The organism is Chitinophaga pendula (genome assembly GCF_020386615.1).
Lineage (GTDB): Bacteria > Bacteroidota > Bacteroidia > Chitinophagales > Chitinophagaceae > Chitinophaga > Chitinophaga pendula.
On the sequence record NZ_CP077769.1, the window covers coordinates 5,299,792 to 5,312,219 of the forward strand.

General features: G+C 48.9%; 11 protein-coding genes. 7 read left to right on the forward strand and 4 right to left on the reverse strand.

All coding sequences use genetic code 11. The features are described from left to right. Nucleotides 1–11: 11 nt before the first annotated feature. The 6 genes from KTO58_RS19505 (at nt 12) to tyrS (ending at nt 6,485) form a co-directional block, all read left to right on the forward strand. Nucleotides 12–956, forward strand: a complete 945-nt coding sequence (locus tag KTO58_RS19505) for a UDP-glucuronic acid decarboxylase family protein (RefSeq protein ID WP_095837771.1) — start codon at nt 12–14, stop codon at nt 954–956. 350 nt (nt 957–1,306) lie between these two features. Then, complete coding sequence (gene rfbB / locus KTO58_RS19510; RefSeq protein WP_095837769.1) at nt 1,307–2,359, forward strand: dTDP-glucose 4,6-dehydratase; 1,053 nt, start codon at nt 1,307–1,309, stop codon at nt 2,357–2,359. An 18-nt stretch (nt 2,360–2,377) separates the two neighbouring features. Continuing rightward, nucleotides 2,378–2,941, forward strand: coding sequence for a dTDP-4-dehydrorhamnose 3,5-epimerase (gene rfbC, locus KTO58_RS19515; protein ID WP_095837768.1), 564 nt, complete (start codon nt 2,378–2,380; stop codon nt 2,939–2,941). A 69-nt stretch (nt 2,942–3,010) separates the two neighbouring features. Beyond that, nucleotides 3,011–3,892 carry a dTDP-4-dehydrorhamnose reductase gene (rfbD, locus tag KTO58_RS19520; protein ID WP_095837767.1) on the forward strand — a complete coding sequence of 294 codons (882 nt, stop codon included), beginning with the start codon at nt 3,011–3,013 and terminating at the stop codon, nt 3,890–3,892. 278 nt (nt 3,893–4,170) lie between these two features. Beyond that, complete coding sequence (gene rfbD, locus KTO58_RS19525; protein WP_095837766.1) at nt 4,171–5,073, forward strand: dTDP-4-dehydrorhamnose reductase; 903 nt, start codon at nt 4,171–4,173, stop codon at nt 5,071–5,073. Between the two features lie 128 nt (nt 5,074–5,201). Continuing rightward, the gene (tyrS, locus tag KTO58_RS19530) at nt 5,202–6,485 is read left to right on the forward strand and encodes a tyrosine--tRNA ligase (protein ID WP_095837765.1); all 1,284 of its coding nucleotides are present in this window, start codon (nt 5,202–5,204) and stop codon (nt 6,483–6,485) included. 70 nt (nt 6,486–6,555) lie between these two features. Here tyrS and KTO58_RS19535 read toward each other — a convergent pair whose 3' ends face one another. After that, complete coding sequence (locus tag KTO58_RS19535) at nt 6,556–7,527, reverse strand: polyprenyl synthetase family protein (protein ID WP_095837764.1); 972 nt, start codon at nt 7,525–7,527, stop codon at nt 6,556–6,558. A 234-nt stretch (nt 7,528–7,761) separates the two neighbouring features. On the opposite strand from KTO58_RS19535, the gene KTO58_RS19540 reads away from it, so the two are divergent. Continuing rightward, on the forward strand, nt 7,762–8,871 hold the full coding sequence (locus tag KTO58_RS19540) for a hypothetical protein (protein ID WP_095837763.1): 1,110 nt from the start codon (nt 7,762–7,764) through the stop codon (nt 8,869–8,871). A gap of 107 nt (nt 8,872–8,978) precedes the next feature. On the opposite strand, the gene KTO58_RS19545 is transcribed toward KTO58_RS19540, so the two are convergent. The 3 genes from KTO58_RS19545 to KTO58_RS19555 all read right to left on the reverse strand — a co-directional run bounded on the left by KTO58_RS19545 (nt 8,979) and on the right by KTO58_RS19555 (nt 12,395). Next, nucleotides 8,979–10,064, reverse strand: a complete 1,086-nt coding sequence (locus tag KTO58_RS19545; RefSeq protein WP_095837762.1) for a PCMD domain-containing protein — start codon at nt 10,062–10,064, stop codon at nt 8,979–8,981. Between the two features lie 7 nt (nt 10,065–10,071). Beyond that, nucleotides 10,072–10,809 (reverse strand): hypothetical protein, encoded by a 738-nt coding sequence (locus tag KTO58_RS19550; RefSeq protein ID WP_095837761.1) that lies wholly within the window; start codon nt 10,807–10,809, stop codon nt 10,072–10,074. Between the two features lie 284 nt (nt 10,810–11,093). Further along, nucleotides 11,094–12,395, reverse strand: a complete 1,302-nt coding sequence (locus tag KTO58_RS19555; RefSeq protein ID WP_198315182.1) for an amidohydrolase family protein — start codon at nt 12,393–12,395, stop codon at nt 11,094–11,096. Nucleotides 12,396–12,428: the final 33 nt, after the last annotated feature.

Sequence of the window (12,428 nt, forward strand, 5' to 3'; positions counted from 1 at the left end):
TGCTCCTGAACATGGAAAAAAAACGTATACTGATCACCGGTGCTGCCGGCTTCCTGGGTTCTCACCTGTGCGACCGCTTTATCAAAGAAGGGTACCTCGTCGTAGGAATGGATAACCTGCTTACCGGTAATATCAAAAATATCGAACACCTCTTCCCGCTCCCCGAATTTGAGTACTATCATCACGATGTCACCAAGTTCGTACACGTACCGGGTAAGATAGACTATATACTGCATTTTGCTTCTCCTGCCAGCCCGATCGACTACCTGAAAATGCCTATCCAGACATTGAAAGTCGGCTCCCTGGGTACACATAACCTGCTCGGTCTGGCTAAAGAGAAAAAAGCCCGCATACTGGTAGCCTCCACCTCCGAAGTATATGGTGATCCCACTATACACCCGCAACCGGAAGAATACTGGGGTAACGTAAACCCCGTAGGACCCAGAGGCGTTTACGACGAGGCCAAACGATTTATGGAATCTATCACCATGGCCTATCACAACTTTCATGGCGTAGATACCCGTATCATCCGTATTTTCAATACCTACGGCCCCCGCATGCGCCTCGACGACGGACGTGCCTTGCCCGCTTTCATGAGCCAGGCACTCACCGGCCAGGACCTTACCGTATTCGGCGACGGCTCCCAGACACGCTCCTTCTGTTATGTAGACGACCTCGTAGAAGGTATCTACCGCCTGCTACACAGCGATTATCACCTGCCGGTCAATATCGGCAACCCGGCAGAAATCACCCTCAACGAATTTGCCGAAGAGATCATCGCCCTCACAGGTACTCAACAGAAAATAGTATACCATCCGCTGCCTAAAGACGATCCGAAACAAAGAAAACCGGATATCACCAAAGCAAAGGAAATACTCGGCTGGGAACCAAAAGTCAATAGGAAAGATGGATTAAAGATCACTTACGAATACTTTAAGCAGGCATTGCATAGATAATATTATTAGCAATTCCTTATTTTTGATGCCATAAAGCTGCAAGTGCACAGCAGTTACAGCGACTATATTGTGCCTCTGAAATCAGGAATTGCTACACAATATATCGGATAAGACATTACCTGCTCTCCAGGTTCCTGATTTTAGCCTTGGTAATGTCTTTTTTCTGCCCCCATTGTGGGCAGAAAACCGCAAGGCGTAGGCTTCGCCGATACATCGCTGGTTCCGTAATAACTGCTACCTTAATAATGAATGTGAACATACGGCTTATGTGCGTCAGCATTAACGACGTGATGCCCATATTATCATTTGTTCCATCACTGATTTTTAAATTATAACCAACACTCACGTACATGCGTAAGATCTTAATAACAGGGGGCGCTGGATTTATTGGTTCTCATGTAGTAAGGCTCTTTGTGAATAAATATCCGGACTACCAGATATTCAACCTGGACGCGCTGACCTATGCCGGCAACCTGGAAAATCTTGCCGACATCCGCGATAGTAAAAACTACACCTTCATCAAAGGAGACATTACCGATGAAGCATTCATAAATGACCTGTTCGAAACCCATGGTTTCAATGGCGTTATCCACCTGGCCGCTGAAAGCCATGTAGATCGCTCTATCATGGACCCTCTGGCATTCATTCGTACTAACGTCCTGGGTACCGCCGTACTGCTAAACGCCGCCCGCAAATGCTGGAAAGATGATATGAATGGCAAACTGTTCTATCATGTATCCACCGATGAAGTATACGGCTCGCTGGGCGAAGAAGGTTTCTTTACAGAAGATACCTCCTACGATCCCCGCTCCCCCTATTCAGCCTCCAAAGCCAGTTCGGACCACTTCGTGATGGCATACCATCACACCTATCACCTGCCGGTGATCATGTCCAACTGCTCCAATAACTACGGCTCCCACCACTTCCCGGAAAAGCTGATCCCTTTAGCTATCCACAATATCAAAAACAGTAAACCAGTACCCGTATATGGTACAGGAGAGAACGTACGCGACTGGCTCTTCGTAGAAGACCATGCCCGTGCGATCGATACCATCTTCCATCAAGGACAACCTGGCGGTAAATACAATATCGGCGGCTTCAATGAGTGGAAAAACATCGACCTCATCCAACTGCTTTGCAGTATTATGGATAAAAAACTCGGCAGGGAAGCCGGTACCTCCGCACAGCTGATCACCTTCGTGAAAGACCGCGCAGGCCACGATCAACGATATGCGATCGATGCTACCAAACTGAATAAGGAACTCGGCTGGGAACCTTCCCTGCAATTTGAGGAAGGACTGGAAAAAACAGTAGACTGGTACCTGGCTAACGAAGAGTGGCTGGAACATGTGACCAGTGGTACCTATCAGCAATACTATACGGAACAATACCAACAGCGGTAATCAAAAAAAGACAAATCAATGCCTTTTATCGAAACTGGTTTTCCAGACCTGGTAATTTTCGAACCCAGGGTTTTTGCAGACAACAGGGGTTATTTCTTTGAAAGCTACAACGAACAGACCTTCCGCGATGCCGGCCATGGAATGGCGTTTGTACAAGATAACCAGGCCCGCTCCACATACGGCGTACTCAGAGGTTTACACTACCAGCTGGAACCGTATGCGCAGACCAAATTGATCCGCGCCCTGGAAGGCCGTATCCTGGATGTAGTCGTAGATATGCGCGTCGGCTCTCCCACCTACGGAAAAGTATACAGCGTCGAATTATCCGCCGAAAACAAACGCCAGCTACTCGTTCCGAAAGGATTCGCACATGGCTACTCCGTACTAAGCGATACCGCAGAAGTAGTCTATAAATGCGATAACCTCTACAATAAAGCCAGCGAAGGCGGCATCCTGTTCAGCGATCCGGACCTCGAGATCGACTGGGGCATCGATATCAAAGATGCACTGGTATCCGAGAAAGACCTGGTATTGCCTAAACTGGCAGATGCACAACACAATTTCGTTTACAATTCAAAATAAAACACTCATGCACCGGTGGCTGCCTGCTTAAACAGACAGCCACCGGATAATACTTAAATCCATCTCAGCATGAAGCACATTCTCCTTACCGGCGGTAAAGGACAACTAGGACAATCCATCCAATCTATTGCCAGCCGGTATCCTGATTTTACATTCACCGTTACAGACTATGAAGAGCTGGATATCACTAACCCTGATGCAGTCACAGCCTGGTTCGATGCGCAGTCAACCCCCATCGATGCCTGTATCAACTGTGCCGCATATACAGCGGTAGATAAAGCAGAATCAGAAGAAGAACTGGCTTTTAAACTAAATTTTGAAGCGGCCCTCTATCTGGCAGATGCCTGCAGTCAGCGTAATATACAGCTGGTACACATCTCTACAGACTACGTATTTGATGGTAAACACTACCGCCCTTACAAAGAAGAGGACGAAACTGCCGGACAAGGCATCTATGGCAGCTCCAAAGTACGGGGAGAAGGCGCCGTACTGGGTAGTAATCCCACCGCTATCATCCTCCGCACCTCCTGGCTCTATTCTGAATTCGGCGTCAACTTCGTAAAACGCATGAAAGAACTGATGCAGGAACGGCCCTCCCTTAACGTAGTATTCGACCAGGTAGGCACACCTACCTATGCCGTAGATCTCGCCGCTGTCATCCTCGATATCCTCGGCCAACGCTTTGCCAACCCCGAAACATCCTTCGGAGGCGTCTATCACTACAGCAACGAAGGCGTAACCAGCTGGTACGACTTTGCCGTTGCCATCAAAGAAATTACCGGCTCATCGTGTGAGATACTGCCGATCACCTCTGCAGAATATCCAACACCAGCCGAAAGACCACCATACAGCGTATTAAACAAACAAAAGATAAAGTCCACTTTCGGCGTGTCTGTCCCCTACTGGAGAGATAGCCTTCAGCAATGTCTGCGGCAACTGCAGAATGCCTGATCAGTCATAACTTTTATCTGCCCCACACCTACGAACCAAATGGTCGCACTTAACTGCTCATCCGCTTTAATGGGACTGACCAGATAACCCGATCTCCATATATTCCATATTACAGCCTCAGCCAATGATATGCCTCAGTAGCGGTCATTCAAACACCGCTACTGAGGCGGGGCACTTTGCACCCCTACCCCTAGTCTCCCGGATCCTGCTATCCGGGCTAAAGCGTTTTACCCCAATTCAATCATAACCAGATGTGTTCACTCTAAAATCACCTCAAAATGAAAAACATCCTCGTGACAGGTGGCAAAGGCCAACTTGGACAGGCTATTCAGTTCATAGCCGCCGATTATCCCGACTTTAATTTCATTGTCACCGACGTAGAAGACCTGGATATCACCAACAGGGAGTCACTCTTCGAATGGTTCGCAACCTACAACGGCGATATCCACGGCCTGGTGAACTGTGCCGCCTACGTATTGGCAGACAAAGCCGAATCCGATGAAGAACGCGCCTACCGCCTCAATCTCGACGCCACACTCTACCTGGCTGAAGTATGCAAAAAATATGGCGCCCAACTGATACATATCTCGACAGATTATGTATTCGATGGCCGCAACTATCGCCCCTACAAAGAAGAAGATAAACCCTTCGGCAGAGGCGTATACGGCAGCTCCAAAATACAGGGAGAACAAGCAGCTATCGGACACAACGACCAGACCATCGTCATACGCACCGCCTGGCTATATTCTCAGTTCGGTATCAACTTCCTCAAACGCATGCAGGAACTGATGAATGAAAGACCCACCCTCAACGTCGTATTTGACCAGGCAGGCACCCCCACCTACGCAGTCGACCTCGCCCATGCCATCCTGAAAACCCTGCAACAGAAATTTGCAGCACCGGAAATTAACCTGGGCGGTATCTATCACTACAGCAATGAAGGGGTCGCCAGCTGGTACGACTTCGCCATGGCAATCAAAGAACTCATCAACTCCTCCTGCGATGTTCGCCCTGTCACCACCGATCAGTACCTAACCCCAGCTACCCGCCCGCCATACAGCGTGCTCAATAAACAAAAGATCAAATCCACTTTAGGTATCAACATCCCGTACTGGAGAGATAGCCTGAAAAGATGCGTACAATACCTGCAACCCGCTGAGGTAGCCGCTGTAGCGCAATAGCACTGACTTTACCTGTATCTGCCCCGCCGGCACTTCGTTTCATCCCTTATCCGGCTACAAATCTGCGCCGGAAGGGCGGAGTACTGCCAACTATTTCTTAGGTTTGCAGAAATTTCCATTTTAAGATCATGAATCTGATAGAAGAATTACGCTGGCGTGGCATGGTTCAGGATATAATGCCTGGCACAGAAGAACAGTTGCAGAAAGAAATGACGACTGCATACGTGGGCTTTGACCCGACGGCAGATTCGCTACATATAGGCCACCTGGTGCCGGTATTACTGCTGGTGCACCTGCAAAAAGCAGGGCATAAACCGCTCGCGCTGGTAGGCGGCGCCACCGGCATGGTCGGTGACCCCTCCTTCAAAGCCGAAGAACGCAGAATGCTAGACCTCGACACCATCCAGCACAACCTGGATGGCATGAAAGCCCAACTGACTCGCTTCCTCGACTTTGACACCTCCAAACCCAACGCCGCGGAAATGGTGAACAACATCGACTGGTTCCGCAACTTCAGCTTCCTGGACTTCATCCGCGATGTAGGGAAACACATCACCGTCAACTACATGATGTCCAAAGATTCTGTAAAGAAACGCCTGGAAGGAGATAATGGGATGTCCTTCACCGAATTCACCTATCAGCTGATACAGGGATACGACTTCTACCATTTATATACCGCCAAACAATGTAAGTTGCAAATGGGTGGCTCCGACCAGTGGGGTAACATTGTAACCGGCACCGAAATGATCCGCCGTAAAGCCGGGGGCGAAGCCTTCGCTTTCACCTGCCCACTGATAAAAAAAGCAGATGGTACCAAATTCGGTAAAACAGAAGCCGGTGCCGTATGGCTGGATCCCAAACGCACTTCCCCCTACCTGTTCTACCAGTTCTGGCTAAAGGTAGCCGATGCGGATGTAGAGAACTATATCAAAATATTCACCTTCCTGCCGCAGGAAGAAATAGTATCCCTCATCACACAACACCAGCAGGATCCTGGCCAACGCGTGCTGCAAAAACGCCTGGCCAAAGAAATCACCACTTATATACATGGTGAAAAAGAATACGAGTTTGCCCTGCAGGCATCGGAACTGCTCTTCCGTAACGATACTGCCGACGTACTGCAATCCTTAACAGAAGAACAACTCCTGGATGTACTGGATGGCGTTCCGCAGGTTAATGTTTCACCTGCTGACCTGGAAGCCGGTAAAGACATCGTTACCTTCCTGGCTGAAACCGGTATTTTCCCCAGCAAAGGAGAAGCCCGCAAGTCCGTACAGGCTGGCGCTATCAGCATCAATAAGCAAAAAGTGGATAATATCGCACAGATAATAGACGCCTCCCTCCTGCTGAAAGAAAAATATATCCTCATCCAGAAAGGGAAAAAAAATTATCACCTCGTTAAGGTGGCATAACGCTCCCTTTGCACATAAAAAAACAGGAGGTACGTTATGTACCTCCTGTTTTTTTATGTGCCATATACTCTTAATGTTGCCTTACCAGCAACATGTCCGCCAGCGTGGTCAGTTTTTCTTTACGGCCGGCAGGTACATCGACCCTCTCCAGGCACTCAAATGCCCGTACCGTATACCGGTCCATCTCTCCTATGAGCCATTTGTCCAGTTCATATGCCCGGTATATATCCTGTAATGCCGCCTCCCTGTCTTCTCCCTTCTCTTGCCAGGCCCGCTCTATCCGGTGCCTACCCTCTTCGCTACACAGCTCCATGGCCCGGATCAGCAATGCTGTCTTCCTGTTCGCATATATATTCATGTCTGCTTGTATTACCTGCCGGTCGGGCATTCCAAATGCATCCAGGTAATCCTCGTGTAACCGGAAAGCCATGCCCATCTGGCGCCCGAAATCAGCTAGCTCCACCTGTTGGGCCGGCACACCGCCGCCTATGATCGCGCCTATCCCGATGCTGGCTGCCAGCAAAGCCGCCTGCTTTTTGTCTATCATCGCCAGGTAATCCGCATAACGGACATCTCCTAACGCCGCCTGCATCTGTGCTATCTCCAGCTGTAAGCCTTCACATACCGACATTGCCGCGTGGCTGAACAAGGCGCTGATGCTCTTTACCCGCTTATGCCGGATCTTGTTGATATGCGAAAATGCATGGATCAGCAGTACATCTCCTGCCAGCAACGCCGTGCTGCCGTTATACCGGGTAGGTAAGCCGGATCTTCCCTGGCGTTGAACAGCCTCCGCACTGAGATCATCATGGACCTGTACGCTGTGATGATACAGCGCTATCGCCGTCGCGGCATGAAAAGCGTCGGGCTGCACATCACCGAAGAGTTCATTTCCCAACAGGCAAAACAAAGGGTGCAGCCGCTTTCCCCCTCCCGCCAGGAAATGGGTGATCGCATCATAGAGGTTGGCAGGCGCGGCTGGAAAAGATAACTGCCGCAGCCAATTTTGAAACAGGATCAGGGTGGGATGTAGGGATTCCATGGATGTTGCTTAATTCAAGTGAAAATAAACAAACTAAATTTCCTGTACGTTAACGGCATCTTACCGCAGTGAATATTATAAAATAAACCCTGCCAATTGTAAGCACATCACAGTCGCCCGATTTAACTTTACTTTTATTGTTGATACTCCTTGTTTAAAATGTCATTGAGAGCCACCGGACGTTGTTTGTCCGCGATCTGTTATCCCTTATTCATTACTCAAAAACACCCTTCCATGAAAAAACAACTGATGAAGGCAGCTGGCGTAGCCATCGCGCTGTTCCTTTTACATGCATGTAGTAAAAATCTGCAAGAACAACCCGGACAAGACCCTGTAAATACCCTGAACAGTAAGGCAGCTCCTGTTGCTAACGACAGAGATGGTAAAGAACTGCATACCTTCCTCAAAAGCCAGGCGCCCAAATGGGAAGTTTATGATATCAAAGCCGAAGGTGGCCAGATAAAAACTAAAGACGGTGCAGTGTTCACTTTCCCGCAGAACAGCCTGCTCCTTCCTTCAGGAGCCCCCGCTACCGGTGCTGCTGTCGTTTATATCAGACGTATCAGCCGGCCATCTGATATGGTATTGGATAGCAAACCCACCGGTACCATTGCGGGCGAACAACTGGTTTCCTATGGTGAATTCTTTATTGGTGCCGCACAAGGTAGCCAGCAACTACGGTTGCGTCCCGGCACTGCCGTAACGGCTACCATACCTGCCATAAAGGTGGACAACCTCCGCCAGATACCCATGTGGGATGGAGATACTACTACTCTCGCCGTTTTAAAAGGTTATAATTACCTTAACCAGGTAGACTCTGTAGTGGTACCTTACAGTGCTAACAGAGGCATAGAATGGAAAGCCAATGGTAACGTGGCTGCTGTAGACCCTGTTAACCAGACCGCTACTTTCCGGATCGATAACCTGTTCCGTTGGGCTAACTGCGACGCGCTGTTGCATATGCCTGGTTCCAAGACCACCGTACTGGGATACTTTACTAACTTCTACAATGCCGCTGCAGATAACAGCTTTGGCGGGATGGAACCCACCATGTTGTTTTACAAACCTGCTAATCTGAATGCTGTGATCAAGTTCTTCACGCCGATATTGGTTGCCCCTGTGGGCTTCCAGGGCTTCATGAGCTATCAGAACGCAGTGCCTATCGGCCAGTCAGGTACTTTCCTTGCTATCTCCGCCCTTAACGGTAATTACTACGCTGAACTGCGCAGTGTGACCATTCCGGCGCCGCCAGCAGGACAAAACTATGTAGCTTTCAGCTTCAACCTGCAGCCGGTAACCCAAGCGCAATTATTGGCGCTGATCAATAACCTGAACTCATTATAATAGCCGGAAAGCAATTTCCGGTGGACAGACATTACAGTCTGCACCACATAAAAGGGCCGCACCGGTAATCCGGCGCGGCCCTTATCAATATCATCCATCGATACCTGCTAGTACAACAACTGGAAATCATCCACAATCAGCTGACTACCCCAGGCGCCAATATAATCATTGCCACGTGCACTGGAGGTAAATACCACCGTAACATGCGTCACCTTATCCTTCGCAGGATCACCCCACCGTTCGTTGCGTCCTTGTGGCAACATATAGGCAGGCGTTCCGGCCGGCAGCTGCCCATAGCGGATAGGTAACTGTAACGTCTTCCAGTCCGCCTGCACATCTCCGCTGCGGAACCAGGCAGTGCCCAGTCTCTTCACCACCGTATCACCGGGGTTGTATACCCTGTTCTCCAGCAGCACATAGATATCACATGAGTCCTTCAGCCCGGCTACCGTCTTACCTTTGCCATCCATTACCGGTGCACCGGGAGCATAGCTATACCTGACACGGAAACTGTCCGGCGTAGCGCGGAAAGGGATACCAAATACCGGGGCCGCATTCACGATACTACTGGCATCGAGGTAACCGGTAAAGAGGCTGCCTGCCGCAGTTCTCTTACCCAGGAAAGCCGCCAGGGAACCCATATCGGTAGTGGTCATTTCCGCCGCGAAATTACCCACACCGTTGGGCAACGGCCGGGTCGGTGTTTGTCCTAACAAAGCGGCACCTTTATTACCAGTACCCCAGGTCAGATCTTTATCGCTCTCCCCAATGTCAGTGTATTTGTTGCCAAACGTCTCCGCCTCATACCATTTATTGAAATCAGCATTAAATACCTGTGGGTTGCCACCTTCCCTTGTCACGATCACCTTATAGGCCAGTGTGCTGCCGTCTTCCGCGATAACGGTATAGGTCACCGGCTGTGTAAAATCCTGTGCCTCCCCCAATGCCGGTTTGATACTAGCGAAAGAAGCCAGCTCTATTTTTGCCGTCTTCAGCTGCTGTAGGTAGGCATCTTGTGCCACTGTGATCTTTATTTCCCGCCGCACATTGTCTATGATGGTCGTACCCACCTGTTCTTCCAGCGTGAAGGCTTTAATCTCTTTCATATCAGTAGGCCCGAAATGATCTTTTTTCACACATGCCGCCAGCACGATAAGGATAGACAGGATGATATAGTGTAGTATATTTTTCATAGCTGTATTACTTTTTGTTGAAATAATAAGAGAAGCCAAATCCCAGTTTCAGTATATCGAACTTCAGATCGATATTGGTACTGTTACGTTTACTGTCCTCCTTGTTGGTATGTGTGGATGTTTCTTCGTAGTGCGTCAGCCCCAATACGCCTATATTGGTCTCGAACGCCAGGTTTTTGGTGAAGAAGACCATAATGCCCGGCCGGATACCGATGCCGTACTCATACCGGTTCAGGTGGGAGCGGTTCAATTCACCATTCTGGAAATTCTCAGAGGTACCTTGCTTATAAAGGAATCTCAATTCCGTTTGGTTGGTTACAAAGAAGGTATTGTTCTTCGACATCGGAATAAAGTTCTTGATATAGGGAGTAAAAGCGATACTTCGGTTAAAATTCCGGAAGCCTTTCACGTCATCGTTGTTATAGATATTGCCTTTCACGTCGAACAGGTGTTGGCCATATTCCACGCCCAGTCCCGCACTGAGGTTATCCCGGAAGAAATAACCGCCCTCTGCGCGGATGACAAAAGCATTCTGTTTAAAGTTGATCAGGTTTACTAACACATAGTCCGTATTGGACATGTCATTAGACTTCAGTGATAAGGTGGCGCCGACGGCCCAGGTACCTTTTACCAGTTCCCGTCCATTTTCACGGTGTTTTTTCTTTGTTGTGGTGTCCTGCTGGGCATACGAATGGCTCAAAAAGCCAGCCAACAGCAGCAATAACAGCGTACTTGTTTTGCGCATTGCTACATTTTTAATAATGATGAATAAGAGAGTGACAATTACAGGCTTCCTGAATGCTGTACCGGGTTAAACTACCTATATAGGTCAGCGTTATTTCTTAAGCAGGTCCGCTAAATGAAGGTGCAAAGGTATTAAGGATTAGGAAAAATAAAAACCTGATTTGATGAATGAAGGTGCATAGCAGTATATACAGGTCTTAAAAGCAATATACTCACTTCATCACCTTAGGTGAGTGAAGTGAGCATACCTATCAGCGCGGCGGGATCAGATCCGTATCCTATGGATTATTGGTCTGCCAGGCCATACTTGTATTCGTAACGTTTGTAGAGTTGTTTGTGTTTATTATCCAGGTTGATCTCTCTGCCCTGGATGAATGCCTGCGTGATGTGATGGGATCTCATATCCAGTATATCACCGGAGCTGATGGCAATATTAGCATCTTTTCCTACTTCCAGTGATCCCGTAAGGTTGTCAATACCCAGTATCCTGGCGGCATTCAGGGTGATCGCACTCAGTGCTTCTTCTTTGGTAAGCCCGTAAGTGGCGGCAGTGCCGGCATTAAAAGGCAGGTTACGCTGCTGCCAGAAGCCCTCATTGCTCAGGCAAAACAGCACACCGGCCTTTTGCAGCTGAGCGGCTGTTTTATAGGGCTGATCCACATCATCGTCCTGCATCACCGGCAGGCTGTGAGGCTGTGCTAAGACAACGGCGATATTGTTTTGTTTTAATTCGCCGGCCAGCATCCAGGCATCTGCACCACCTACGATCACCACATCTATATTAAATTCTTTGGCGAATCCGATAGCGATCAGTATTTCCTTGACCAGGTCGCAGTGAATGAACAGCTTTTGCTGACGATCGAACAGTTTACGCAAGGCTTCAAACTGCAGGTTGGCCGTAGTATGTTTTTCGTCTTTGTTATATGCCTGTGCTTCTTTCAGGAAGGAATGCACCTTTTCGATCTTTTCCATGGCCATCTTTACCTTATCGCTGGTAATGGATACGGGGCTGGCGAAAAACGGATTACCGGTCGGCAGTAATTTGGGCATATAGAAGTGCATAGCCCCATCGGTGCGATAGGCCGCATCTTCCCAGTTCCACGCATCCAGCTGTACTACGGAGGATGAACCGGATAACAGGCCCCCTTCCGGTGTTACCTGTGCCAGGAGTATACCATTGGAGCGCAGGGTGTTGATCACTTTGGAATCTGCGTTATATGCTACCAGCGAACGTACGGAAGGATTGATTTCGCCTACCTCTTTAAAGTCGTTGGTCGCTCTCACACTTTCCACTTCTGTTAATCCCAGGGTGCTCACAGGCGCGATCAACCCGGGATATACATGCTGGCCTTTCAGGTCGATCACCTGTGCATTGGCCGTCGTACCAGCGCTGGTACCTACTGCCGTTATCTTTCCATTGGAGAAGGTCAGCGTGCCTTTTTCTATCACCTTGCCGTTGCCCAGGTGTAAGGTAGCATTGGTCAGCACGATCGACTGTTGCTGCACCTTTGCCGGATACATCGTTTCCTGTGCCCGGGCACTGAATGCCACTGGCAGAAACGACAGATATATCAATATTTTTTTCATAATCATTTGCTTAAAAGGATACTTCAATCAGAT

What these genes read in the sequence shown, in the direction of transcription:
- KTO58_RS19505 (WP_095837771.1), top strand. Translation starts at nt 12, where the DNA reads ATGGAAAAAAAACGTATACTGATCACCGGTGCTGCCGGCTTCCTGGGT.
- rfbB (WP_095837769.1), top strand. Translation starts at nt 1,307, where the DNA reads ATGCGTAAGATCTTAATAACAGGGGGCGCTGGATTTATTGGTTCTCAT.
- rfbC (WP_095837768.1), top strand. Translation starts at nt 2,378, where the DNA reads ATGCCTTTTATCGAAACTGGTTTTCCAGACCTGGTAATTTTCGAACCC.
- rfbD (WP_095837767.1), top strand. Translation starts at nt 3,011, where the DNA reads ATGAAGCACATTCTCCTTACCGGCGGTAAAGGACAACTAGGACAATCC.
- rfbD (WP_095837766.1), top strand. Translation starts at nt 4,171, where the DNA reads ATGAAAAACATCCTCGTGACAGGTGGCAAAGGCCAACTTGGACAGGCT.
- tyrS (WP_095837765.1), top strand. Translation starts at nt 5,202, where the DNA reads ATGAATCTGATAGAAGAATTACGCTGGCGTGGCATGGTTCAGGATATA.
- KTO58_RS19535 (WP_095837764.1), bottom strand. Translation starts at nt 7,527, where the DNA reads ATGGAATCCCTACATCCCACCCTGATCCTGTTTCAAAATTGGCTGCGG.
- KTO58_RS19540 (WP_095837763.1), top strand. Translation starts at nt 7,762, where the DNA reads ATGAAAAAACAACTGATGAAGGCAGCTGGCGTAGCCATCGCGCTGTTC.
- KTO58_RS19545 (WP_095837762.1), bottom strand. Translation starts at nt 10,064, where the DNA reads ATGAAAAATATACTACACTATATCATCCTGTCTATCCTTATCGTGCTG.
- KTO58_RS19550 (WP_095837761.1), bottom strand. Translation starts at nt 10,809, where the DNA reads ATGCGCAAAACAAGTACGCTGTTATTGCTGCTGTTGGCTGGCTTTTTG.
- KTO58_RS19555 (WP_198315182.1), bottom strand. Translation starts at nt 12,395, where the DNA reads ATGAAAAAAATATTGATATATCTGTCGTTTCTGCCAGTGGCATTCAGT.